The organism is Priestia abyssalis, assembly GCF_002019595.1.
In the GTDB taxonomy this organism is placed as follows: Bacteria; Bacillota; Bacilli; order Bacillales; family Bacillaceae_H; genus Bacillus_BA; species Bacillus_BA abyssalis.
The window spans coordinates 1,642,103-1,669,041 of the sequence record NZ_KV917369.1 but is presented as its reverse complement, the minus strand read 5'-3'; the positions used below and the strand labels follow the sequence as shown (position 1 = coordinate 1,669,041).

Genomic DNA, 26,939 nt, shown 5'->3' with positions numbered 1-26,939 from the left:
CTTCCCGTCTGCGGGTAGTACCAGCGAATGTCACCACCCGCAATAAGGAATAGCAAGTTAATTCCAAATATTTTTTGCATAAAGAACAAGCCATAATATACATGAATGAATTCAAGTATATTATGGCTAATTTATTTAACTCCATCTTCGCCAATTGCGCCCTATTGGGAACAACTGGACACCAAAGTTAAAAAGACGTATTCCTTAAGGAAAGTACCTGGTATTGAATTTTCAATAATAATACTGATGAAGTTCCACCAACATTTTTCGGGGAATTTTGTACGCTAATTTTTTTCGACATCAAAGCTGACTTTTTATCCTCATAGTCGCTTTATTACATTTTTAATTGTATGCTGCTTTTTGTTGAACTGAAGAGAGCTTATACAATAATAAGAAATGTCCAGAAATCAAGAGAGCAATTAAAATGAAATTTAAGCTATAACTGTTTGTTAGTTCCATCATTTTACTCGAAGCTGCTGGACCAAATGCCATACCTACAAAATTCAATAAATTATATAACCCGAGACCTACTCCAATTTTAGCTGGATTTAAAGTTTGTGGAACAAGTGTATTTAATGAGACTTGGATTGAAAAATAGCCCATCAACGTTAAAATTACTGCGATTGAAAGAATGATTACATTCGCATTTGGAATTAAAGCAAGCATGAGAAAGCCAATAATCATTACGATAGATGCTATATAAACCATTTTAATATCCCCAATTGTCGAAATGATTTTTCTTGTTACAAAACTTGATAAGATGCCAAATAAAGACGCAATAAATACTACGATACCGATTAAAAATGGTGATAATCCATTTCTTTTTGCTAATAACAAAGGAAGAAGAAATAAATTTGCCATTAATGCAACATTAATAATAAAACCAATCGCAATAACGCGTAAAAATGTTATATTTTTAAATAGCTCAATATCAACGAATGGATGTTTTGCTTTTGTCATCCAAATCTTTAACAAGATCAAGAGCACGATTGAAAGAATAAACAGCATCTTATTTATATTTACTCCTAATAAAGTAGAAGCAATTAATGCAAATAACAATCCAGCACCAATAAAATCAAAATGAAGTGGAGAAGGATTAATCTCTTCCTTCGGCATAAATTTCAGAAGCAATCCGATCCCGATGATACTAACCACCATAATCAAGAATAAAAAAGGCCAGCCCAGTGAATAGGTAATCGCTCCGCCAACCAATGGACCAATCCCAACAGCCAACGCGATAGCCGCACTAATCATAGCTAAAGCAGTCGGGCGTTTAGTTGATTCTACCATTTTTGCTACTGAAACCATGGCAAGTGCAATAAAAGCACCCCCACCACTTGCTTGTAAGAGCCTTGCAAGAATAACAATTGTGTAAGTTTGATTACTAAAACCTATTATTGAACCTAAACTAAATAATATAATGGCTATAATAAAAAGTTTTTTAATACTAACATAATCAGCCAATTTTCCATATGTCATGGAGCCAATTGCAACCACCATCGAATACCCAACTACAATCCAGCTGACCTGAGACGGACTAATGGATAAATCCAACGAAATGTTTGCTAAGGCTACATTAAATAAGACAGCATTCATGACACCCAATATTACTAAAAAACATAACGTTAAAACTAACCCTATATGATTACTTTTCTCTGTATTCAAAATCCACACCTCTTAAAATGTTATAGTTTTAAAACAATCAAACACTTAATCAAAAATTAAGGTTTTTTGGTACTTATAATGTTCCCAAAAAACCAGGTAGAAATTCGTGGAAAGTTTCCTCCTTTATGGTAATGAATTTATATTGACCATGTCGTTTTAAATCAATTAAGTCAGCCTCCTGCAAAATCTTAAGATGGTACGAACGATTGGACTTATTCATTCCGAGAGATTCTTCGACATCTCCGCATGTATGTTTATTTTTATCATGATAAAGATAACGAAGGATTTCAATTCGCTTTACTTCCGCTAAGGCTTTAAAAATTTTTACAAGTTGTTCATCTGGGTTAAATTGTTTGATAGTCATAGAACTATATTAATGCTGAATTTTCATTATGTCAAGCTTCAAAAAATTAAAATGAAAAAGTAAAGTCATTCAAATATCCTTGCCTTCTTTTAACCCACAATCTGGCCCTTTAAATGTAAATTGGACACAACTCTTATTAAGGATTGTGCCCTATTCTTGAATCTCTATAATAAATTATGCCCAAAGTTATTTTAATTACCCCGATTTAAGCGTTCTGCAATTGTGCTAACACAAGATCGGCAACTGGGCCCCCCGATGCTGGGTTCTGCCCTGTGACGGCCATCCTCAATTGCATACGGATCATATGCTTTATCTGCTTTCTTGTAGTGGGCTCCTCTTTTAATCAATTCATCTTCTGTTAAGAATGGAACATATTGATCCAACTGGGCAAGCTGCTCTTCTTCATTCGAAAATCCTGTTACTTGTTTGTCTTTAATAAGGTATTCACCATTGTCGAGTTTAATATTAAGCAGACCAGCTGCACCATGACAAACCGAAGAAACAATACCACCGTTTGCATAAATTCTTTGGCTAATTTCCTGTAGTTGGGGTAGCGTCAGGAAAATGCGGATTTACAACGTTAAGGAAATTACAATATTAAAAATCCCAATTTCTCAGTATTAAAGTTGAGAAATTGGGATTTTTTCGCTACTCCAGAAAAGCGCCCTTTAATGGAATAACTATTATTGGATTGTTTTAAGCTTATATACCACTCTAGTTGAAACCATTTCAGTGATGTTTTCTCGGTATTCTTGGTAATGCTTGGACTGAATATGGCTATCTATCGCTTCATTGTCTTTCCATACTTCATATAGAACAAAAGTATGATCTTCAATAGATTGATGAACGTCATACTTTATACAACCTACTTCTTCTCTGGAAGCCATTTGGACCTTTTTCAGTTCCGATAATAACTGTTCTTCAAAGCTTTCTTTCGACTTTAAAATGGCGGTGATAATTATTGGTTCCATGCTTTATTTTCCTTATTAATTTCTTTTTTCAAGGGCTTTTACCAATTCCTTACCCAAAGCTTCAGAAGAAAATGGATCACGTCCAGTTACTAATTGATCATTACCCCATACCACTTTTTCCTCTGAGGTATACTCTGCTATCTTTCTCATTTCACCTTCTAGACTATATGGTAAAATGTCAGGAAGTCCTGCAGGTTCTACAGCTTCTGGATAGCCTGTTACTTTCAAACCAGCAATGATACTTTTACCATCAGGACGTTTTGTCCAAATTAAAGGAGCAGGTCCATGACACACGGCAGCAACAATGTTCCCGTTATCATAAATGGTATTAATAATATTATGCAACTCTTCATTCTTGGCTAGGTCATACATGGCACCATGACCGCCAACAACCAAAACTGCATCGTATTCGTTTGGATTGACTTCCGAAATCTTTTGCGTTTTGTCAGCTCTTCCAGATTCATACAATTCTTTATATTTACCTTCAGGGTCAAACTCTTTACTAATACTATTTTTGTCAATTTCAGGTTTACCGCCTATTGGTGAAGCCAAATCCACTTGATGACCCGCCTTCTCCAATAGCTCCATGGGTGCAAATAATTCTTCACCCCACCAACCAGTTTCATAATTGTTTTCTACATCTTTGAATCCACTTGATAATACTGCTAATACTTTAGCCATTTTATATTCCTCCATTATATTTAATATCATGTTCCAAATATAATTATTTTATTAAATAGGCTAATTTATTCTTTTAAGCTACGCATTCTTCCTCGCTCAAAACTCTTATTCCTTTTACCTTTTGCTCACTCTATTCCGTTTTAGTATTATTTATTGAAACTCATATTATCCTCCACTCCTTAAAATTTTTTATTGCCAATAAGCTTGAACAATTTTATTCTATACGTTAAAGTGTGCTTTAACGCAAGTGTAGATAATCTGGAAATTTTAGGAGAGTTAAAATGAAGTTTTATTCTATTAATGATGTTTCCTCTTTTACGGATGTTTCTCCATCCAACCTACGTTACTATGAAAAAGAAGGTTTGTTACCTCCAATTGAAAGGGATAAAAATGGGGTAAGAATTTATAATGAAACAGATTTGGAATGGATCCAGTTTATTAAAGCACTTCGTTCGACAGATATGTCAATCGCTAACATTAAAAGATACGTTCGTTTATTTAACGAAGGCAAAGAGACTGTTCAAGAAAGAAAGGAATTAATTCAAAACCACAAAAAGAAGGTGGAAATAGAAATTGCAGAAAAGCAAAGACATTTAAAAAGATTAGAACGAAAAATAAAATACTATGATGCTATTGAGAGAAGGATGCAAAGAATGAAATTTTAGCTTTAATGTGGAAGAAAATACAAGTCGAATGTTAAGAGAGAGTGCACTTTTGTTGAAAAATCAACAAATCCTAACTAGATATTGTGACTTCTAGATGTCGAATCGACGGAAAACACACTTGTATCTTGAAGAAGAACTAATTATTCTTTGTTCTGTTTGTAACAAAAACGAACATTTTTGTTACATGTAGTGATGATCAACTTTTAGTCTAGCTAACTCGTATAATGAGTGTAACAAAAATATGTAACAATATTATTCGTAACAATATTTATCACGAATGGTTTTTGGTACAATATTTGATAGAGGAGAGGATGAACATGAAGTTTGGCTATATGCGTGTTTCTACATTTGATCAAAATTTGGATCGCCAAAAGAAACAACTTGAAGAATTTGGGTGTGATCGCATTTTCTTTGAAAAAGTAACCGGTACGAAACGAGAGCGACCGGAGTTGAATCGTATGTTGGAATTTTTGCGAATGAACGATACGGTTGTTGTGACGGATCTGACTCGTCTATCCCGTTCTACGAAAGACCTTATTGAAATTACAGAACTCATCTCACAAAAGGGAGCGCATTTAAAAAGTTTAAAGGAATCCTGGCTTGATACAACTACAGCACATGGGAAAATGTTGTTTACTATCTTTGCGGGTATTGCTCAATTTGAGAGAGATTTAACTTCTGAACGGACAAAAGAAGGGATTATGGCTGCAAGGAAACGAGGAAAATATCCTGGAAGACCTAAAACCGATGAGGAAAAGGTTAGGTATGCCTTGTATCTTATGGATCAAGGGTTGAGTCGTACTGATGCTGCTGAGAAGGCTGGTATTTCTCGCATGACTTTGTATCGTAAGATGCATAAGAACAATGAAATCGAGTAGTATCCATCGGACAAAGGAATTCTTTCGATTATTTCTCAGATTTACTTTGCCCCTGGTTGCATGAACGCTGGTATTGGGCCATAATGCAATGAATGAATTCATCCCTCTAAACCCCTTAGTTACTAAGTAAGTTCTTTACTTCTTCCAATTTTTCCGCAGCGTTTTCTTTCGTTACAATGACGTCTTTGCCAGTTGTAATTCTTTTATCAATCTTCTCCCCATTCATAACCTTTAATGCATTTCCAATACCTCTATACGTCATCTCATGTGGTTGTTGAGCAACTGTAGCTGTTAATCCACCTTTGCTGATTGATTGGATAGCTTCACTAGTATCATCCACACCGATAATCGGAATAGACATATTACGCGCAGTTGTGGCCTTCAAAGTCCTTAATGCCATTTCATCATTTGCTGCAAAAATACCTTTAATGTCAGGATTAGCTGTTAAAATATTTTCCACTACCGAAACGGCTTTAACCCGATCGAAATCTGCTGTTTGTATAGCAGCAATTTTAAGGCCTGCTTTTTTAATCGCATCTTCTGCACCTTTTACTCGATCTTCACTTACTGGTTTCCCTAAAACTCCTTCAATAATAGCAACTTTATCTCCTTTTTTAAGCTGGTATGCTAATTCTTTTCCTGTCTCTTGCCCGGTTGTGTAGTTGTCGGTACCGATGAATGTTGTTTTTCCATCCCATTCCATATCACTGTCTACAAGAAGAACAGGAATACCTTTGACTTTATATTTCTCGAGTATAGGAACCGCCGCTTCAGATTGGCTCGGCATTACAACCAAAGCATCAAGATCTTTAGTCAGTAAATCTTCGAGCATATTAATCTGCTTTTCCACTTCTGTTTGACTAGAAGGACCTAGAATTGTTCCATCTACATCAAAGTCTTTAAACCCCTGCTTTGCTCCACTCTCCATTAACTTGAAATATTCTGCTTCCAACGACTTTAAAACATCAGCAACTTTCGGTTTTCAACCGCTGCCTTGATTGTCTCCGCCACTACTATCAGTTGAAGTGGCTGTATTTCTTTGACCACATCCCGCTAATAGTAATAAAACAAGAGTAAGCGAAGTAAATATTGTGAGAAACCCTTTTCTTTTCATTACATTTCCCCCACTTTTAGATGCAACAATATCAGTACAGTTTGTACACCACATTTTTTGATTAATGATTTTTTAAATCAGCAGTTCATCGTTGAAAACGAATTTGCAAGCCAAATTCAGGAATATAGTTTTCTGTTAAAAAAGAGCCACCTCTTCTTAAGCTTTACAAGAGAGGTGGCTTTTTTACATTCTTTATGAGTTGTTCTATGTTAATCAACACACATACTAAATTATTGTTTTTCCACCAGCAATAGTTATTGAGATTCCCGTAATATAGTTTGCTTTTTCACTGCTTAAAAATAGCATAAGTTCAGCTATTTCTTCAGGCTCTGCTAACCTTTTCATTGGTACCTGACTTGTCAGTGATTCCTCATATTCTTGTGGTGTCATTCCTTCAATAGGTCCTCTTTTTTGGAAAACTTGCTGCATCATTTCTGTATTTACATAGCCTGGACAAACTGAGTTGACCGAAATTCCATACTCTGCTAGTTCCAAGCCAAGTACTTGGGTTAATGAATTTACTCCTGCCTTAGAAGCACAATAAGCCCCGTTCCCAACCTCTCCAATCTTTGAGGCTTGAGAAGAAATGGAAATTATTTTTCCATTTGCAACCTTATTTTTAACCATGTTCTTGGCTACACGCTTACTGAGCAAAAAAATAGATTTTAAATTCACATTAAAAACTCTATCCCATTCTTCTTCTTCAATATCAAGAATTAACTTAGAAGTAACGATACCAGCACAGTTTGCTAGTACATCGATTTTGGTAAATTTGTCTTCAATCTCCAAAAACGCGTTATTAATCTCCTTCGAAGAAGTTACATCTACAGCAAGCGACAATGCCCTCACTCCCAATGATTCTATTTCTTCGGCAATTCCTGCAATACTTTCCTTATTTAAGTCTATTAATACTACATTCGCCCCGTGCTGGGCATACTTCATAGCTGTTGCTTTTCCGATGCCTCTAGCTGCACCGGTCACAATGCATACCTTTCCTTCTAATAACTTCTCCATGCTAATCCCCTTTCCAACTAAGTACTTTGGAGCAAAAATATTTACTGTCCTAAATATGATTTAATTTTTTCTATTTCTTCAGCGACACTTTCCTCTGTAATAACTTTTGCGCCTGAGTCAATTCTTTTTTCGACTTTTTCCCCTTTCTTTGCTTTATAAGCTGTTTCCACTCCTAGATAACCAATCATATATGGATCTTGAGCAACATTCGCCAACATTTCTTTATTTTGTAATGCCGCTAATCCGTTTGGTGTTCCATCGAATCCGATAACCGGAATATCAGTATGTCCTTTATTCTTAAGCGCTTTTATAGCTCCTAATGCCATTTCATCAGAAGTAGCATAAACCGCTTTCACATCTGAATTTGCTGTTAAAATATCTTCCATAATATTTACTGCTTTCTCTCGGTCACTTTGAGCATCTTGAATAATGAACTTAAGTTTTTTATCTTTCAAAGCTTTTTTAAACCCATCAACACGTTCATCATGCGTTTTACTTCCCATTTGTCCACGAAGAATTGCAACCTTTTCACCATTCTTTACCTTATTACTTAAAAATTCTCCGCCTAGCTTTCCTGCATCAAGATTACCTGTTCCAACAAAGGAAACTTTATCTTCAAACTTTGCATCAGTGTCAACAAGTACTGTAGGGATTCCCTGTTGATGTGCACTGTTTAAAACAGGTAAAACAGCTTCCGGTTGGCTTGGCGCTACAATTAGCGCATCTACACCTGTAGCAATTTGGTCTTCCATCATCTTAATTTGTTGTTCATATTGAGTTTCTTGAGGAGGCCCTAAAAATTCAACCTCAACATCATACTTCTTTGCAGCATCTTTTGCTCCAGCCATAACTATTTTCCAATATTCTATATTTAACTGTTTTAATACAATACCAAATTTATAACTATTTCTTGTTTCACTCTTTCCATCTTCATTTGCAGCTTGCTCGCCAGTGGTACTGGAAGAAGAACAACCAGAAAGAACTGATACAAAGGCCATCATTGCAATTAAAATTAAACCGCAGTATTTTTTCATTACTATCTCTCCCCATTTGTTGTTTTATAAAGGCCTATGACCGTAATATCTGTTTCCTAAACACCTTCAAGTGCTTTCACCAATCCTAATACGGACTCGTCCTAAATAGTAAATAATGATTTTAACTCCAGCTTTGCTGTTAAAATGTTTTCCATGGCATCGACCAACTTCGCACGGTCCTACTCAGTATTTTGTATAATTTATACTCCAAAGGGTTTTTGATGCCATTATCACGAAGTACACTTTAAATTAGTATATTTTACATTGAATTTCATTGTTAACTGTTACCCATTTTCCTGACCTCATCGATTCATAACACGCTTCAATGACTTTCATGTTTTGCAATATATTTTTGCCAGTATAGAGTGGTTGAACACCATCAATCACACATTGGGAGAAGTGCTCAATTTCAAGGGTATATTCATGCCCGTATACCTTTTCAATTCTTTCCACTCCATTTTCTTTTTCCACGATAACCGTGCCCTCACCATCAAAACACTCAGGCAAATTATAAGCTTTGGGAACGACTATAGTCCCATAAGTCCCGACAATTTCATATCTTTCGCGACGCACCATATCAAAGCTGCAATCGAAGATAGCCATCATCCCGTTATCCAGTTCGAACATGGCGATAGCAGTCATATCTACTTTAAAATCCGGATCAGCAGGTGCATGGACATATACTCTAGTCGGCTCGCTCTTTAGGATATTCCGAATCGAATGGATGCAGTAACAGCCTATGTCGTATACGCTTCCTCCACCCAAATTAGGATCAAGGCGAATATCTTGTGCCCTATCTTCAACCATGAAAGAGAAATTCGCCCGCATGAGCTTAGGTTGTCCAATCTCTCCGGAAGAGAGAATATCTCTCACTACCTGATGCTGCGGGTGAAATTGGTACATGAAGGCTTCCATTAAAATCACTTGTTTGCTTTGACAATGTTCAATCATTTCCCTGGTTTCAGAAGCTGACAGGGCAATCGGCTTTTCACACAAGATGTGCTTCCCTTTATCAGCTGCTTTCATTACCCATTCCTTATGAAGGCTGTTAGGCAGTGGAATATAAACCGCGTCCACCTCTGGATCATCTAGCAAGTCCTCATAGCTACTATAGAGGTTAGGAATCGCAAATTTAGCTGCAACTTCTGAAACTTTGGGATTTCGGCTGGCGATTGCCATGATTTCTGCATTATATGCTTGCATGATAGCCGGAATCATCGTGTTCTGAGCGATTCTAGCCGTGCTCAATACTCCCCAACGAATTCGCTGTTCACTCATACTCTTCACTTATCCTCCTTGAGTTGTCTGCACCAACCAAAGTTTTAAGAAAGGCATAGAAATTTCTATGCCCCTTTCATTCATTTTTTTGCCTGAATCACAATCTACTCATGTTCCTGATCATGAATAAACTTCCAAATCTCGATTTGTCAGTCTATCTATTTCATGAATTACTACATCTTACCACTCGATTAATATCTTTCTCTTTCATAAAGATATTTCATTAGATCATACTCTCGGAATATTCCTCTCTAATTCAATACATTTTTTGATTCTTCATTGCCATATTGCAAACTTGAGAGGATGCCTTATCTATATAGTGGAATAACTATTTTTCTAGCAATTCCTTTAACTCCCCAAGCTTTTCTTGACTGTTTTCTTTTGTGATAATGTCAATTCCACTGTCAATTCTTTTATCAATCGTTTCCCCTTTCATCACTTTCAAAGCATTTTCAACACCTTTATAAGTCATATCATGTGGCTTTTGAGCAACAGTAGCTTCCAATTCATCATCATAAATTGATTCAACAGCTTCTGTAATCCCGTCTACACCAATAATTGGAATATCCATATTTCGTGCTTTAGTTGCCCTCAAAGCACCCAAAGCCATTTCATCGCTTGCAGCAAAAATTCCCTTTAAATCTGGATTAGCAGTTAATATATTCTCCATAACTGAAATCGCCTTCACTCTATCAAAATCTGCTGCTTGAGAAGCCACTATTTTCATTCCTGCTTTTTTAAAAGCTTCTTCGGCTCCCTGAACACGCTCTTCACTAGTAGGGGTGCCTAAAACGCCTTCAAGTATTGCAACTTTATCTCCAGAACCAAGCTTCATCGCTAATGACTCACCAGCCTTTTGACCAGCTGTGAAATTATCTATTCCAATAAAGGTTGTTTTTTCCTCCCAATCCACATCAGTATCAACGAGAAGAACAGGAATGCCTTTTTCCTTATACTTTTTTAAGACAGGAATAGCCGCTTCAGGCTGACTCGGCATGACTATTAATGCATCTAGGCTCTTATTGTTTAGCAAATCTTCAAGCATATTAATTTGTTTTTCAACTTCAGTTTCATTTGAAGGGGACATTACTTTACCATCTACATCAAAATCTTTAAATGCCTTTTCTGCCCCGGCTTCCATTAATTTAAAATACTCACTATTTAGTGCTTTTAAAACAACTGCAACTTTAGGTTTTCCTTCGCCACTTCCCCAATCGTCAGTTTCAGAAACCGAACTAGATGAACTAGCTGGATCTGTATTTTGCTTTCCACAAGCAACCATTAATAAAAGAAGAGCTGCTACCGGTATCATCATTAAAAAGAGTTTTTTACATTTTTTCATACTATACTCCCCTTTCGTATTATTGAAATAACCTAAAAGCACTTTACATATTGTGATAACTTATTTTTCTTAATTGGTGATGCAACTGAATTCTTCAATATTTACATAGGTTCCTTTTTTGATAGACTCTAAGCATGCTTCAATTAAGCTCATATTCCGGACTGTATTTTCTGCGTAATAACCAGGGGAACATCCTTCCATTACCCATGTTGAAAATTGTTCAACCTGAAGAATGTATTGATGTCCGGTTACTTTCTCTTCCCTCTGATTGTCATCTTCTGTGTTAACCAATATCAAAGCTTCACCATTATATAAATTTGGCAAATACGCTCTAGGAACTTCGATTCTACCTTTTGTCCCGACTATTTCATATTGATGGCGCAACGTTTGCTGCATTGAAGCGTCGAATACTGCTTTTACTCCGCTATTTAACTCCATAATCCCCTCTACGGACATATCTACCCTATGCTCCGGGTGTATCTGAGCAGACGCAAAGACTTTGTTCGGTTCAACGCCTAGAATATTTCTAACTGAATGAAGGCAGTAACACCCAACATCATATAAACTACCTCCACCTAATTCCGAATTCATCCGAATATTTTCATCCAGACCTTGGAGATAAAACGAAAAACTAGCTCTCATTAATTTCACTTCTCCAATTTCACCTGAAGCGATAATTTCTTTAACTCTTTGATGTTGTGGATGAAATTGATACATAAAGGCTTCAAGAAAAATCACACCGTTTCTCTTACATGCCTCAATCATTTCTTCTGCTTCCTTTGACGTCAAGGCTGCCGGCTTTTCACAAAGTATATGTTTTCCTTTTTCTGAAGCCTTTATCACCCACTCCCGATGCAATCTATTTGGTAAGGGGATGTACACTGCATCGATATCTGGATCATCCAGCAAATCTTCATATGTGAAATAAATTTTTTGTATTCCAAATTTCTCAGCAATACCATTAACTTTTTTATTTGAACTTGCAATTGCCGTTACTGCCGCATTTTTTGCCTTTGTAAAAGCTGGTAATAATTGATCCTGAGCAATTTGTGCCGTACTTAATATTCCCCATCGAACATGATCAGTCATAATACTTACGCCTACCCTTCAATTATTAGTTTTTCTTTGAAGATTTTCGACGAAGAACGTCGACATATACTGCCGCTATAATTACTAATCCAATTATGATCGTTTGCAAATCAGATGAGGTACCTAACAAATTTAGCCCATTACGTAAAACGGCAATAATCAAAGCACCAATTAGTGTACCCCATACAGTACCTACACCGCCAAAGAAGCTTGCTCCACCAATGATTACTGCTGCAATTGCATCTAATTCGTACGATAATCCTGCTATAGGAGAGGCAGAATTTGTTCGTCCGATTAACACGAGTCCAGCTAATCCGGCCATTAAACCACTCAATGTATAAACCAGAATTAATACTCGATCTACAGGAATACCTGCAAGTCGTGCTGCTTCCTTATTACCGCCTATTGCATAAATATATTTACCAGTTGAAGTACGAGTTAAAAAGATATGAAAAGCAACATAAATCACAATGACTAACAAAAAACTAACAGGAATAATACCAACATTTGCTTGACCAGCAAAGTTCATAGCATATGAGAAACCAAAGATAGGTGAGGCACCTGTAACAATTAAAGCTAATCCACGGAAAATATTCATAGTTCCTAATGTAGAAATAAATGGATGAGGCAAACGTAATTTGGTTAGCAAAATTCCATTTAGCCATCCTGCCAGTGCTCCAATTACAAGACAAACAAGAATTCCTAACACTGGACTCATGCCCCAGGTCACTGTTACTATACCAGCACTAATAATTGCAAAGGCAAGAATAGATCCGACTGACAAGTCAATCCCTGCAGTTAAAATAGGCAATAACATTCCTAATGATAACAACGCGTTAATGGATGATTGTCGCGCAATATTCATTAAATTATCCGCTTTCAAGAAACTTGGCGTAAGAATTGAAAGGATTACACATAAGCCAACTAACCCAAAAAGTGCACCAAACTTGTTAATAATAGCTTTCCAACTTCTACCTTCATTTACCGTAGGGTTTGTTTTTGTACCTATTTCTATTGAAGTTGAACGTTGTTCCATTATCAATCATCCTCCCGTTGCAGCTTTCATAATAACTTCTTGACTTGCTTCACCACGTGCTAAATCACCCGTTATTGTTCCTTCGTGCATGACTAGAATACGGTCACACATACCAAGGATTTCAGGCAACTCAGAAGAAACAATAATGACACAAGCTCCCGATTCCACCAATTCATTCATAAGATTGTATACTTCAACCTTTGCCCCAACATCAATACCACGAGTCGGTTCATCAAAAACGAAAACTCTAGCTTCAGTAAATAACCACTTTGCAATAACAACTTTTTGTTGATTGCCCCCACTTAAATTTCGAGCCATAAGATTAATATTATTGGGCCTTATCTTTAAATCTTTAACGTATTTATTTGCTACTTCTTTTTGCTTTTTATAGCTGATTAGCCCTTTCTCTTTGACTCTTTCTAGTTTAGCTATTGTTTTATTAAAGATAAGAGATTGATCCAGGAAAAGTCCTTCTCCTTTTCGATCTTCTGTAATAAAAGCAATTCCAGCATCAATAGCATCTTGCGGCTTTCGAATAACCTTTTGTTCACCAAATACATAGATTTTTCCAGAGTCAATGAGATCAGCTCCAAAAATCCCTCTCATTAATTCAGTTCGTCCTGCTCCCACTAATCCAGATATACCAAGAATCTCTCCCTGATAGGCAGTAAAATTCATCTCGTTAGGTGAGTCTTTTAGTTTAAGATTCTCTACTTTTAATCCTTCTTTCCCTCGCTTAAATACTTTTTTCGGATATTTTTGATCAAGGGAACGTCCTACCATTAATTCGATCATTTGATCTACAGAAGTGTCTTTTACTGGTACAGTAGTAATTTTAGTCCCATCTCTTAAAACTGTAATCCGATCGCCAATACGTTTGATTTCCTCTAATCGGTGAGAAATATAGACAAACGTCATTCCTTGTTCCCGCAGCATTTCAATAGTAGACAACAGTTGTTCAGCTTCTTGTCCACTCAAACTAGCAGTGGGTTCATCCATAATTATTAGTTTGGCATTCAATGAAAGTGCCTTCGCAATTTCAACCAACTGCTGTTGTCCAACACCCAAGTTACCTACTAATTCATCTGGATCTACTTTTTGACCAAGCCTTTCCATCAACTCTTTTGCCTTTTCTTTCATCTGGACACGATCAAGGAGAGAAAAACGTCCTCCTTTCTTTCGTTCATGACCCAAGAAAATATTATCTGCTATCGAAAGTTGAGGGATAAGGTTTAGTTCTTGATAAATGGTGGCAATCCCAATATTGATAGCATCTTTCGGTTTCGTTATGTTTGCTTTTTTTCCTTCCCAGCTTAGCTCCCCTTTATCTTTTGAGTAAGCACCAGTCAAAATTTTAATAATCGTTGATTTACCAGCACCATTTTCACCAAGCAACACATGAACTTCACCTTTTTGAATATCCAGGTTAATATCATGTAAGACTTGAACACCAGAAAATGATTTACTGACATCTTTCATTTTTAGTAACTCCATTAGCTTCCCTCCTAACTGAAATTTTAATATTTTATTAATTCTGACTATTCATATTATTCAGACATAGATTCACGTGAGTACTTAATAATATTAGCAATTTCAATTGACTTGCTAATAAATCCAATGTTAATAAACTCTAACCATACAAATACATCATTAAAATAATGAAAAACACTATTATGTTATTCAACCTATCAAATACTTAATTTATATAAAAACAAGAGGGTTTTGTTGTCTCCTTTCACTGGATAATTAATCATATTGCAAGATCATCGATTGAATGTTGTTGCGAATAGTCTTTTATTAAGCTTAAATAATTCACGAGAAAGACTATTAAGAGGTTGCCTGCAACTCTAGCTGTGTTCCCTTTAATACCGTGATAAACTCCTCGAGGCCCTACTCTTAATATTTGCCCCTAAACAATTTAACAGACACTGAAAAATTGTTTATTTCTTCAATTGTATTAACTGTATTAACACAAACATTAAGTGAAGGAACGCCAACAATTCTTTCGTTATCCACTTTAAAAAGAAGTACTAAATCTTTTCTTTTTTGGCTATATCCCTTTTCATTACAGAGTAAAGATAACTATTTCTCTATTTTTGCCCCCCTACTTCTACTATTTTTCATTAATAAAAGCTATTTTATATGCTATGGCAACACCCCTTTCAAGGCTAGATCTAATACTATTTTATTATTTCAAGTGAAACACTTATCACAAATTCTATTCTTGTATTAAAATATTCTCATTTCGATTCCCCCATAAGTTCTGAGGAGAACGCTCACTTAAATCTGCATGGTGATAGTAATGTCTAGTTAGGAGAAAATTATTTTATGAAAATTCTAGCTGTTATAGCTACTTTGGAAGTGATAATTTGTAGATATCCTAATGTCATTTGTAATATTTTGATTAAAATTAGATTGAAATATCAAATGAACCCTCTTCACGAAGAGACCTGAACATCAGAGGAGTTGAAAATGTGACCAAGAGGAAAAACTTCAAGAATTCGAGAGTCATTTTTACAAAGAGAAATACAGAAGTAGTCAATATTTCAAATTAATTCTGACTACTTCTTGAATTAGGAATTATTTAGGCCTGCGTTGCTAGCATCTCAACCTTTTGCCCCCATACCTCCTTAGTATATGTTTTATAAATCTATCTTTCTCCTGGAAAAATCAGTAGCCACTTTTGGTTTCCAATGTGTTTCAATTTCTTCAAGTGTTCTTCCTTTTGTTTCAGGAACCAATTTCCATACAAAAATGAACGATAAAATACACATGACACCATAAAAGCTATAAGCTACTCCAGCGTTTATTTCCAATAAAGAAGGGAATGTTGCTGATATTAATAAATTACTTCCCCAGTTAGCAACAACTGTGATCGCCATCACTTGACCTCTGATTTTATTAGGGAAAATCTCAGCAGCTAACACCCACACAAGCGGACCAAAAGATAAATTAAAAAACGCTACATATACTAAGATAAATAGCAAAGCACCTAACCCCATCGAATCAACAAACGATAAAGTAGCTACGCCAAACATTCCTACAGCCATCCCAACTGATCCTATTAAAAGTAAGGGCTTTCTTCCTACTTTTTCGACAAGTATTAGAGCGATTAGTACAAAGATAAAGTTTACTACCCCGATTAATATCGTTTGAAGCATAGAACTATCAGCACTTGCCCCCATATTCGCAAAGATACGTGGTGCATAATAGAGAATAACGTTAATCCCTACAAACTGTTGCGCAGCAGCTAATAAAATCCCTACAATAACGACCAGCTTTCCATATGAAAAGATACCCGCTTTAGGAGCGTTAGGAGCGTCCATCGATTGTTTTATCTCTTGATAAATTTCTTTTGCTATTTGAGCTGACCCATTAACTTTCGTTAAGATGGTTATTGCTTCTCCATCTCTATTTTTCGATATTAAATAACGAGGAGTTTCTGGAACTAGAAATAGAAGGCCAAAGAATAATATTGCTGGAATTGCTTCGGAAGCAAACATGTATCTCCAACCAATATCGTGGATCCAACTAAGACTTTGCCCTGCAGCAATTCTCCAGTTCACAATATAAACGGCCAACATCCCAAATATAATGGCTAGATTATTTAACGTTACCAATTTTCCTCTAATATTTGCAGGAGACGTTTCGCTAATATACAATGGCCCTAATCCTGAAGCCAAACCAACACCTATACCGCCGATAATTCTATAGATGTTAAACATAATGAAAAGACCAATCGTTGGTTCGCCTTTTGTAAAGAATAAAAATTCAGGATAGCCCGAAAGTACCGCGGAAATAAAAAATAAAACAGCCGCAACAATAAGAGAGTTTCTACGACCTATGCGATCCGAAAGTATCCCACTGATTAATCCACCTACAATACAACCAATAAGAGCACTAGATACGGTTAACCCGTGGAATAATGTACTTAAACCAAGACCATCTATAAAATATACTTGTAATGATTGCTCTGCACCGGATATCACGGCTGTATCGTAACCAAATAAAAGTCCACCTAGTGCCGCAACTACAGACAGAAATATAATATATCTCATATTTTGTTTCATTTTTATAGAGCTTCCTTTCATGGTCGATTTACCTGAATAAAAATTTCTAAAAAATATTCTAAATATTATTCGTAACTAGCCAACGCCTAGATATAATGCTGGCGGTGAGTAGTTTTAGCATGCACATTTTATAAGCGCTTACAATAGACTCGTATATAAACCAATCAATCTAAGTCGTGCCAGTCTAGCCACCTACTCTTAACACAACCGACCTTTAAAAAGTTAGATTTAAAACTTATGCATTAACCTTAACCGCATCCCATTCTCTTAGTTGTTTTAGAGATTCTTTGTAGCAACTCATAACTATATCTAAATAGTTTCTATCCTTAGCCGGTGTGAATGGATTTGGTCCTTCATAGCTAATTTCATGTAAAGCTGTCACTTGACCTTTTAGATCAGAATGTCCGTCACCTACACCTTGCCTGTTTGAATCAGCCACATGATAAACACCTAACTTATCCCCATTTAAGAGCTTGAATCGGACAAGCCACTCCCAATCTTTTGATGAATCTCCACTACCTTGTGTTTTCCCAACATCACCATGTAAACAAATTCTTTTCGCTTCTAATTCTTTTGCCCAGTCCAATAGGTCTATAAAATATTGAGCAGCCCTAGAGCGTACATTTTCATCAGCACTTGAAATACCTACATTATCTGGCGTCACTGATCATACTTTTCACTCACACCTTTTTTAAAGCGCTTGCAAATTAGCGGGATTTTGAGATAAGTCTCCTTGAATCTCTACTCCGTCAACACCAATCTCCTTCGCTAGTTTGCACTTCTTTTCTAAAGATATACCACCAAAATTCTATAAACAAAGACCCTACTCTCTACTCATTTTTTTCTCCTCCATGCACGATTTTATTAGCGATTTAGAAATTATAATGACTTATAATTGCGATTTTTCAGTTAGTTTTTCAGAAAAGTTCTTTACTATCACTAAAAAGCTTTTATTTTTGCAAAGTAAAGTCTAGTTAGTTTAATTTAGTAAAGAACTTTTCGACAACCAATATAACGGTCTTTCTATTTTCTGTCTTACAATGTTATTAATTTGTTATTTAACTGGACAGTCTCACCTGATACAAAGGATTTCGTGGCAGCCGCTGCAATTTCTAATGCAACTTTTCCATCAATTTCTGTACAAATAGGTTTAGTACCGTTTCGCACACTATCAATAAAATGAACCATTTCTAGTAAATAAGCATCTTTAAATCGTGTTGGAAAGTCAGGGATCAAATCATGTTCGCTTCCTTTGGAAGTTAATACTTTTACATCATGATATCTCATTGAACCAATTTGAATGGATCCTTCTGTTCCCACTACTTCACCTCTTATGTCATATGCATAAGGAGCAATTCGCATCGTTTCAATGTCTCCAGCAGCACCTGAATCAAAAGTGAAATATGTCATAGCCTGATCCACATCATTATACTTTTCCATAAATTTATTTGAGTTCATTAAGATATTTCCTGTTGATGTCACAGAAGCTATTTCTTGACCCATTAAATAACGGGCAATATCATAATCGTGAATAGCTACATCTAAAAAGATGCCGCCACTATGTTTGATAAACTCTTCTGGCGGGACGTTTCCATCGCGACTCACACCTTTAAAATAAATCGGCTGTCCAATATCACCAGCTTCAATTCTTCTTTTAGCTTCTGCATATGCTGGGTCAAATCGTCTCATAAATCCAACTTGGCATGAAACATTACTTTCATTAATTACTCGGATTACGTCATCTGCTTCCTCTAAAGTATGTGTTAATGGCTTCTCTACAAATATTTGTTTACCATGTTTCGCAGCACGTGTAATCATCTCCGCATGAGTACTTGTTGGTGTTACAATGACAATAGCATCAATCGTGTCATCTTCGAATATATCATTAGGATTTTGAGACCATTTTTCAACACCTAATTCTCTTGCTACTTGCTCTGCCCTTCCTTCAAGAGGATCCACAACGCTAACTAATTGTGCTCCTTTGATTTTAGAAACAAGATTTTCTGCATGCCAGTAACCTAATCTTCCTAACCCCAATACTGCTGTACGAATCGTCTCTTTCATTTCATTCATCCTTTCAATTCATTAAATTTTTTTGAAAGTAAGCGCTTTAATGGACTTTTGAAGTAAAATCATAGCTATAGGGGCCTACAGCTATGGTTTTACTTTACTGTGTAGTTATTATTTCATTAACCATTCATGATCTTTATCATTTGTGAATTTCCAGGTTCTCACAGGTCCTGCCATAACATTTAAGTAATATAATTCATAGCCAGGAGGCGCTGAAACTGGATGATATCCTTTAGGAATAAGTACAACTTCGCTATCTTTTACAACAATCGTTTCATTCAGTGACTTATCATCCGTATAAACTCGTTGTAGAGCAAACCCGCCCTCAACTGGATTCATTTTGTGATAGTATGTTTCTTCTAAGTATCCTTCTTGAGGTAAATTTTCCTCATCATGTTTATGAGGCGGATAGCTTGACCAGTTACCAGCTGGTGTAAATACTTCGATAACGAATAAGCTATCTGCCGGTTTATCCTCTGGTAAAATCGTTTGAATTAGGCGTTCCATACTGCCAGATCCTCGAGTTGCTACATCCACATCTTCTGGAGCGATAAGCCTCGCTTCGTATGTTCCTTTTCCTGGTGCTTTACAAACAGCAATTTCAAGCTCTGTTAATGCTTCTACTTTATATTGATCGTCATTTGGCACGTATACAGAATATGCCGGAGTTTTTTCAAATACACTCATTCTTTTTCCGATATTGTCCCAGGATTTATGTTTCGTCTGTACATTCGCGCGGCCTGATACCAATACAATGACTGTTTCTTGGTCGAGCGTTTCATTTTCTATAGTTTGACCTTCTTTTAGCTTATACACATCAAACCCAACATATTTCCAGCCAGCAGATTCAGGTGTTATGGATAACACTTTACCATCTTTATCACCTTTATGTTCTGGTGTTACAAGCAGATTACTCGCAAGCAGGTTACTCATTTCCTTTATCTCCTTTCGATTCGTTAGTTTATATTTTTAATATTTCCTAGCTTCAGCCACTTTTCTTTCCATATTTTCATAGGCTTTTCGAACTTTTTCACTAGTTGAAACTTCGGCTACACCAAGGCGCCACCATGCTTCATATCCAGTTGTGCATGTACCAGGTAATACCTTTATGTCAATTAATGTTGAGACTGTTTCCTTCTTGGCCTGTGCCAATGCCTCTCTTAATTCTTCTATTGTATGAACTGTATAGCCTTTAGCCCCCATGCTTCGAGCGTTTGCAGCAAAGTCAATTGGCATATAATCCCCTGTTAAACGATTACTTTCTTGCGAACGATAACGGAATTCATTTCCGAAGCCATCACTTCCTTGCCCTCTTTGCAAATTATGGATACATTGGAATCCATGATTATCAAATAAAAGGATATTAATCTTTTTATTTTCTTGAAGACTAGTAACTAACTCTGAATGAAGCATTAAATAACTACCATCACCGACAATGGTATATACTTCTTGGTTCTCTTCAGCCATCTTAATACCTAGAGCACCTGCTACTTCATAACCCATACAAGAGAATCCATATTCCATATGATAAGTTTTAGGGTGAGAGCTTCTCCATAATCGATGTAAGTCACCTGGCAAGCTTCCAGCTGCGGCGATAATAATATCTTTTTCATCAATCGATTTATTAATCTCACCTAAGACTTGAGTTTGAGAAAGCCCTTCTTCTCTTTGATCTGCATAATATTTATCAACTTCTGCATTCCAATTTTCTTTCAATGATTGAAGATAACTTTCATCATATGATGTTTTATAGCCTTGTTTCTTCAATTCTTCTGTCAAAATTTCAAGTCCTACTTTTGCATCTGACACAAATGATTCTGCATCCAGTTTCAGTGCATCATAAGAACTAACATTAATACCCAAAAACTCTACATCTGGATTTTGAAATGCAGTTTTTGATGAGGTTGAAAAATCAGTTAATCTAGTCCCTACTCCAATAATTAAATCTGCTTCTTTTGCTAAGATGTTTGATGCTAATGATCCTGTTGATCCAATACTACCCATGTTTAAAGAATGATCCCATGCAAGAGCGCTTTTCCCGGCTTGTGTTTCACCAACAGGAATTTGGAAAGCCTCAGCAAACGTTTTCAACTGATCGGTTGCTAATGCATAATGGACTCCCCCACCTGCAATAATAACCGGTTTTTTCTTTCTAGAAATCAACTCAACAGCACGTTTAACAGCTGATGGTGCAGGATTTCTTCTCTCAATGTGATGAATTCTCTTTTTAAAGAATTCGACCGGATAATCATATGCTTCACTTTGTACATCTTGAGGTAAAGCTAATGTAACTGCACCAGTATCCACTGGGTCTGTTAATACGCGCATTGCATTTAATGCTGCAGTCATTAGCTGTTCAGGTCTTTGGATACGATCCCAATATTTACTTACTGGTTTAAATGCATCACTTGCAGCAATGGTGTAGTCTGTAGGATCTTCAATTTGTTGTAAAACCGGATCAGGCTGACGAGTAGCGAAATTATCACCTGGTAACAACAATACTGGAATTCGATTCACTGTTGCAGTTCCAGCAGCAGGAACCATATTTAAAGCACCTGGTCCGATTGATGTCGTACAAGCAAAAATTTCAAGTCGGTTTTTGTGCTTTGCATAAGCTGCCGCTGTATGAACCATACCTTGTTCATTTTTCCCTTGAATATAAGTTAGGTCGCCAGTGTGTGTTTCTAATGCTTCTCCCATCCCTGTCACATTGCCGTGACCAAAGATTCCAAAAACGCCTTGGACGAATTTTCTTTCTTCTCCATCAAATTCGATGTACTGATTATCTAAAAATTTCAATAGTGCCTGCGCCATTGTTAAACGGGTTGTTTCCATCTGGTGTTTCCTCCTCTTTACGTAAAATTAGCAATCTGATTAAGCATTACAGTTTCTTTTGTTTTAAAAGACTCTGTAGCAGCTACAGCAATTTCTAACGCAACCTTTCCGTCTATCTCTGTAACTTGCGGTCTTTCATTTTTTTGCAAACACTCTATAAAGTGAGCTAATTCATACTGGAAAGCATCCTTAAATTTAATAGGGAAACTTGGAATATTGTCGTAAACGCTTCCTTGAGAGGTCAAGATTTTTATATCATGATGTTGGAGAGAACCGATCTGAATAGATCCTTCAGTTCCAACTACTTCACCCCTGATATCATAACCAAATGTTGAATTACGACTAGCTTCTATATCGCATGATGCTCCATTTTGGAAATTCATAAAAGTTATTGATTGATCTACATCCCCGTATTTGTTCATAAATGGATGTACTAGCACATTCCCAAATGTTTTAACTGATTTAACCTCATCTCCCATTAAGAAACGAGCAATATCATATTCATGAATAGCTAGATCTAAGAAAATGCCACCGCTTGTTTTAATGTATTCTTCTGGAGGCGAGCCTGGATCTCTACTAACTCCTTTAAAATAGATGGGTTGCCCGATATCACCATTCTTAATTCGTCTTTTTGCTTCCGCGTATGCCGGGTCAAATCGTCTCATAAATCCAACCTGACAATAAACGTTATTCTCCTGGATTTCTCGAATAACACTTTCTGCTTCATCTAAATTTTCTGTTAATGGTTTATCAACAAATATATGTTTTTTACTTTTTGCCGCTTGGATAATTAACGGAGCATGTGTTTTTGTAGGTGTAACAATCACAACAGCATCAATTGTTGGATCCTCAAATACCTCCTGGGGATTAGTTGTCCACTTTTTAGCCCCTAATTCACGTGCTGCTTTTTCAGCACTTTCTTTTCTTGAGGCTACTACAGTAACTAATTCAGCACCTTTTATACGAGTGACTAAATTTTCAGCATGCACATATCCTAATCTTCCCACTCCAAAGATTGCACATCGAATTTTTTCTCTCACTTTTTTGCTCACCTACTCTTTAAAAATATAGTTTTTGTTTCAAATGCTTAAGTTGAGGCAAACGCTTTCTTACAAAACCAAGAACTTTAATCAAATAGAAAATTGTGCGCTATACAATCATCGTAATCCCGTTTACTAAGAGAGAATTCAACCTTAAAATTCCCTAAAAATAAACTTAGTATCCCATATAGCTTATATCTTGATTATTTTAAGATTGAAAAAGATTATCTTGCTTAAAACTTTTTCAAAACTACGACCTTTTCCTCTCCAAGTATCCAGATTAATTGAAGCGCTTAATCATTTTCCAAAAAAATACTTAGATTCTATAAAACTACTCATATTAATTTAAAGTGGTTTTATAAGGTTAATAGGAAGGTGATTGAGTTTTTAGAATCAAAGATAGTTATTACTTAAAAATTTTTTAAGTATACGGTTCTATCACTCCGAGAAACAATAATTAACTGAAGCGCTTAACCAATTACCAAAAAAATATCTTATTTCCTTACAAGCAACTCAATTAATTTAGAGTATATTACAAAGGGTTTCATAAGGCAATAGTTAATAATTGAATTTTTAGAATTCAAAAAACATTTAAATTATTACTTATTTTTTAAGAAAGCCTTTTCTTCATTATATCCTAAACAAGAAATACTGCAATACTCTTTTAAAAATTATGAATATTTTTTGTTTACCTATACAGATTTAATCTATAAGAACTTAGTAATCAGAGTATTCTCTTCAATTTATCAAAACTTAAATAATATTGCCTGTTATCTCATAAAATAAAAATTCCAGATTCACCTAGCTTGATCAACTGAGTTAACTTTTTTACTTCTCTTTTGTAATTGATATCCTTGTAATCTTTCTTGTTTATACCATACCATTGATAATCCTGTTCCAATGATTGCTAAAAGTGCAGCTAGGTAAAACACAATTTTAAATTCGGTTTCATTACTAAAAATCCCAGCAATAAAAGGACCGAAGAAAATCCCTAATGCGTAGATAGCTTGAAAAAAACCCATTGCTGTTGCACGTTTCCTATTTGAAACCTGCTGAATAGCCATTCCCATCAATAGTGGTATTGTCATCCCTTGGAAGAACCCATTAAAAGCTTGTGTAACATAAAGTAAGTCCAACCGAGATATTATTGGAATAACTATTGAAAATATACTGGTACCTAAAAAGCCAATACACAAAATGCTCCATTTATTAAAGCGAGTAATGAGGTACTGTCCCGTAAGAATGGGTGCAATAGCATGAGGTACCATAAAACTAAGCACAAGAAATATTAAGCTATCCTTTGATGCACCTATATTTAATGCCTGATTTGGAGTAAAGCCAAACATTGTAATAAACAATACAGCGTGGGCAAGCGTAGATAATAATGATGCTTTTAAATTTAAAGGATTTCTAAACACATTATAAAAATTTCTTATTTCCATCTTGTCCTGGTTCACTTTCTTATCACTGGATTCCTTAATCCAAAACGACATAAAAAGACCAATTAATCCGATAATTGCTCCAAACCAAAACGGTGCTTTCCACCCCCACTCACTAACGAGGTAACCACTTAAACTCATGCTAATTAACTGAGCTGTCACGGTAATAAATTGGATATTCCCCATTGCTTTGGTTGAGTCTTCTCTTTTAAAGTAACTTGCATATAAAACTGTGAAAGCCACCCACATTGATGCTGTAATTCCAGCAATCACTCGAGAAACAAAAGCAAATTCTACACTTTCAGTAAGAGCAAATCCTAAGCAACTTATAAAGCTTGTTGCAAGCCCTAAAATAATAAATGGTTTACGAATTTGCAACATATCCGATAAAATGCCAACTGGGAGTCTCAATAAAATCTGCATTATGCCATAGCTCCCTACAATCAACCCTGCCAAAGCATAAGACCCGCCTAAATAGTTAAGGTATGGTACAAAAACAGGTACATAAATATACATGGAAAACCAATAAATGAATGTAACAACAATAAACAAAAGATGATAGTAAATCGGTATTTTCGGTTTCAACTGATTAGCTTTCATTTTTCACCCCTTACCTGATAGTTAAGTTCTTAATTTAGATATTTAAATTCACCACTGTTCTAAACATAATAAAATGTTTAAATACGTAAGCCAATCTAAACACCTACTAATATGAATTATAGAAAAGAAAAATCCATAATTGCAACTGTTGTTTTTGGATTCTAATACAAAACTATGAAAAAATAGATTTTTTTGAAATTATTAGTAATACTATTTTTTTGAAATCAATTATACGTTTTATGTTTGACATAGAAATAAGCCAAAATCTGAATCAGTTATTATTAGCACGCTTGCGACTAAACTGCAAGGTTTCTTAACTGACTTTCAGTTTACATAATGCTCGATATCGGAAGTACTTAGGCTTAAAATCTACATCAATGAGAAATCAAAATATTTATATTATGTTGCATTAGATTCCAATCTGATCTTTTCATCCTTAGCTTTCTTTTTGAAACGATTACGAATCAAGGTAACAATTAACATTAGTAATGGAATAATAATATGAAAATAAGGGTAAATGTAACGATCAACATATTCACCTTTCTCTATGTGTACTGAAAGATTGGAGGCCAAAATCATTGAGAAAAAAATAAGAATACAACCAATTGGTAAAATAATCTGTTGATGATTTTTTAGCTTGAACAAATCTACGATTCCAATTAGGGTACAATAAAAAAAGATGGATGCCTTGAAAAATACTGTAATCAACAAAGTAAAAACAACAATAGCATCAAGTCGTTGGATAAACTCAAAAAGGTTTACTTTTCCGATGGTTGATAACAAAGGAAAAGTAGATCGCTCTACTTCCCCAACACCAAGCACAGCTATATTTAAACTCATTGTATAACTTAAAACAAACCCACTTGAAATTAAGGTAGACAACCATACTTTTTTCAGTAATCCAGGACGATTTAAATAAGGAAGCAGCATCATAAAGGCAACCATTTGACCAAAAGGAAAATTGCTAATATCCAGAAGGCCCGTCGTTAAGATTGGTTGCCATCCATTTTCAAGAAACGGCTGCAAATTATGAAGATCGATATTACCTGATAAATAGACGAAAAGATTTCCTGTGAGTCCCAAAATAATCAGAATGACAATAAAAACTTCTGCTGTTCTCGCTAATACTTCAATCCCTAGATAAAGTACATAACAAATGGTAAGAACAAATAAGATAATGATTGCTACTAACGGGGTTTCGGTCATGGTCGATGAAAGCAGCAACTCCCCGAAACTACGAATATTATGAGAAGTGGTATACAAAAAGTAGAAAATGTATAACAGGCCAATGGCCAACCCCAGGTATTTACCAAATACTTTTCTGGCATACCCGGTAAAGGGTAGATTTGGATATTGACGAAATAAAAAGGAATAAATGAAAAATAAGATAATTCCCACGCACATTCCTATAAGAATGGCAAGCCAGGCGTCCTTTTTAGCATCGATTCCAAAAGGTATGACCAATGCAGTCCCCATCTCAAACATAAACATCAAGGCAAATAGTTGAATGACACTAATTTTTGCTTTCTCCACTGTCTAGGAACTCCCCCTTTCCTCAATGGTTTCATCCGCACGCTTGAATATCTCATCTAGTTATTCATCCTATCCTACTTTCCTATTTTCAATACTTTTAAGGAGCGATGAATGCATACCCTATACAAATTTAGTTTACATAACAGTTCTTACAAGAAATGGACCGTGTTTAAATTCCTTGAGCCACAAGAGATTTAAACACGGTCCATTTTATCGTTTAT

General features: G+C 35.7%; 21 protein-coding genes and 2 pseudogenes. 2 read left to right on the top strand and 21 right to left on the bottom strand.

The window, feature by feature from the left end:
- Positions 1-342: 342 nt before the first annotated feature.
- From BK575_RS07755 to BK575_RS07735, 5 genes and pseudogenes are all read right to left on the bottom strand, one after another.
- Positions 343-1,665 (bottom strand): MFS transporter, encoded by a 1,323-nt coding sequence (locus BK575_RS07755; RefSeq protein WP_235867334.1) that lies wholly within the window; start codon positions 1,663-1,665, stop codon positions 343-345.
- A gap of 73 nt (positions 1,666-1,738) precedes the next feature.
- Complete coding sequence (locus BK575_RS07750; protein ID WP_057525874.1) at positions 1,739-2,029, bottom strand: ArsR/SmtB family transcription factor; 291 nt, start codon at positions 2,027-2,029, stop codon at positions 1,739-1,741.
- 205 nt (positions 2,030-2,234) lie between these two features.
- Positions 2,235-2,577, bottom strand: a pseudogene (locus tag BK575_RS28970) (type 1 glutamine amidotransferase domain-containing protein); the annotation flags it as partial.
- A 135-nt stretch (positions 2,578-2,712) separates the two neighbouring features.
- Entirely contained in the window at positions 2,713-3,000 is a 288-nt protein-coding gene (locus BK575_RS07740) for a putative quinol monooxygenase (RefSeq protein WP_057525875.1), read from the bottom strand.
- 15 nt (positions 3,001-3,015) lie between these two features.
- Entirely contained in the window at positions 3,016-3,681 is a 666-nt protein-coding gene (locus BK575_RS07735; RefSeq protein ID WP_057526778.1) for a type 1 glutamine amidotransferase domain-containing protein, read from the bottom strand.
- Between the two features lie 281 nt (positions 3,682-3,962).
- Here BK575_RS07735 and BK575_RS07730 point away from each other — a divergent pair, with 281 nt between their 5' ends.
- Positions 3,963-4,346 (top strand): MerR family transcriptional regulator, encoded by a 384-nt coding sequence (locus BK575_RS07730; RefSeq protein ID WP_078409864.1) that lies wholly within the window; start codon positions 3,963-3,965, stop codon positions 4,344-4,346.
- A 317-nt stretch (positions 4,347-4,663) separates the two neighbouring features.
- Positions 4,664-5,224: a recombinase family protein gene (locus BK575_RS07725; RefSeq protein ID WP_078409863.1), complete on the top strand. Its 561-nt coding sequence runs from the start codon at positions 4,664-4,666 to the stop codon at positions 5,222-5,224.
- Positions 5,225-5,339: 115 nt separating this feature from the next.
- Here BK575_RS07725 and BK575_RS07720 read toward each other — a convergent pair.
- The 16 genes and pseudogenes from BK575_RS07720 to BK575_RS07645 all read right to left on the bottom strand — a co-directional run.
- Positions 5,340-6,191, bottom strand: a pseudogene (locus BK575_RS07720) (sugar ABC transporter substrate-binding protein); the annotation flags it as partial.
- A 372-nt stretch (positions 6,192-6,563) separates the two neighbouring features.
- On the bottom strand, positions 6,564-7,352 hold the full coding sequence (locus BK575_RS07715; protein ID WP_078409862.1) for an SDR family NAD(P)-dependent oxidoreductase: 789 nt from the start codon (positions 7,350-7,352) through the stop codon (positions 6,564-6,566).
- Between the two features lie 41 nt (positions 7,353-7,393).
- On the bottom strand, positions 7,394-8,386 hold the full coding sequence (locus tag BK575_RS07710; protein ID WP_078409861.1) for a sugar ABC transporter substrate-binding protein: 993 nt from the start codon (positions 8,384-8,386) through the stop codon (positions 7,394-7,396).
- Positions 8,387-8,635: 249 nt separating this feature from the next.
- A complete protein-coding gene (locus tag BK575_RS07705) occupies positions 8,636-9,664 on the bottom strand; it encodes a Gfo/Idh/MocA family protein (protein WP_078409860.1) in 1,029 nt (342 codons plus the stop codon).
- Positions 9,665-9,992: 328 nt separating this feature from the next.
- Positions 9,993-11,006 carry a sugar ABC transporter substrate-binding protein gene (locus BK575_RS07700; RefSeq protein WP_078409859.1) on the bottom strand — a complete coding sequence of 338 codons (1,014 nt, stop codon included), beginning with the start codon at positions 11,004-11,006 and terminating at the stop codon, positions 9,993-9,995.
- Positions 11,007-11,075: 69 nt separating this feature from the next.
- Positions 11,076-12,095, bottom strand: coding sequence for a Gfo/Idh/MocA family protein (locus tag BK575_RS07695; protein ID WP_078409858.1), 1,020 nt, complete (start codon positions 12,093-12,095; stop codon positions 11,076-11,078).
- A gap of 25 nt (positions 12,096-12,120) precedes the next feature.
- Positions 12,121-13,131, bottom strand: a complete 1,011-nt coding sequence (locus tag BK575_RS07690) for an ABC transporter permease (RefSeq protein WP_078409857.1) — start codon at positions 13,129-13,131, stop codon at positions 12,121-12,123.
- A 6-nt stretch (positions 13,132-13,137) separates the two neighbouring features.
- Positions 13,138-14,625 carry a sugar ABC transporter ATP-binding protein gene (locus tag BK575_RS07685; protein WP_078409856.1) on the bottom strand — a complete coding sequence of 496 codons (1,488 nt, stop codon included), beginning with the start codon at positions 14,623-14,625 and terminating at the stop codon, positions 13,138-13,140.
- Between the two features lie 1,148 nt (positions 14,626-15,773).
- Complete coding sequence (xylE, locus tag BK575_RS07680; protein ID WP_078414698.1) at positions 15,774-17,207, bottom strand: D-xylose transporter XylE; 1,434 nt, start codon at positions 17,205-17,207, stop codon at positions 15,774-15,776.
- Positions 17,208-17,436: 229 nt separating this feature from the next.
- Positions 17,437-17,865 (bottom strand): hypothetical protein, encoded by a 429-nt coding sequence (locus BK575_RS07675; protein WP_235867333.1) that lies wholly within the window; start codon positions 17,863-17,865, stop codon positions 17,437-17,439.
- Between the two features lie 371 nt (positions 17,866-18,236).
- Entirely contained in the window at positions 18,237-19,265 is a 1,029-nt protein-coding gene (locus tag BK575_RS07670; RefSeq protein ID WP_078409855.1) for a Gfo/Idh/MocA family oxidoreductase, read from the bottom strand.
- Between the two features lie 117 nt (positions 19,266-19,382).
- Entirely contained in the window at positions 19,383-20,204 is an 822-nt protein-coding gene (gene iolB / locus BK575_RS07665) for a 5-deoxy-glucuronate isomerase (RefSeq protein WP_078409854.1), read from the bottom strand.
- Positions 20,205-20,240: 36 nt separating this feature from the next.
- Entirely contained in the window at positions 20,241-22,106 is a 1,866-nt protein-coding gene (gene iolD, locus BK575_RS07660) for a 3D-(3,5/4)-trihydroxycyclohexane-1,2-dione acylhydrolase (decyclizing) (RefSeq protein ID WP_078409853.1), read from the bottom strand.
- Positions 22,107-22,123: 17 nt separating this feature from the next.
- Positions 22,124-23,146, bottom strand: a complete 1,023-nt coding sequence (gene iolG, locus BK575_RS07655) for an inositol 2-dehydrogenase (RefSeq protein ID WP_078409852.1) — start codon at positions 23,144-23,146, stop codon at positions 22,124-22,126.
- A 797-nt stretch (positions 23,147-23,943) separates the two neighbouring features.
- On the bottom strand, positions 23,944-25,185 hold the full coding sequence (locus tag BK575_RS07650) for an MFS transporter (protein ID WP_078409851.1): 1,242 nt from the start codon (positions 25,183-25,185) through the stop codon (positions 23,944-23,946).
- 399 nt (positions 25,186-25,584) lie between these two features.
- Complete coding sequence (locus BK575_RS07645; RefSeq protein WP_078409850.1) at positions 25,585-26,718, bottom strand: GerAB/ArcD/ProY family transporter; 1,134 nt, start codon at positions 26,716-26,718, stop codon at positions 25,585-25,587.
- Positions 26,719-26,939 lie beyond the last annotated feature (221 nt).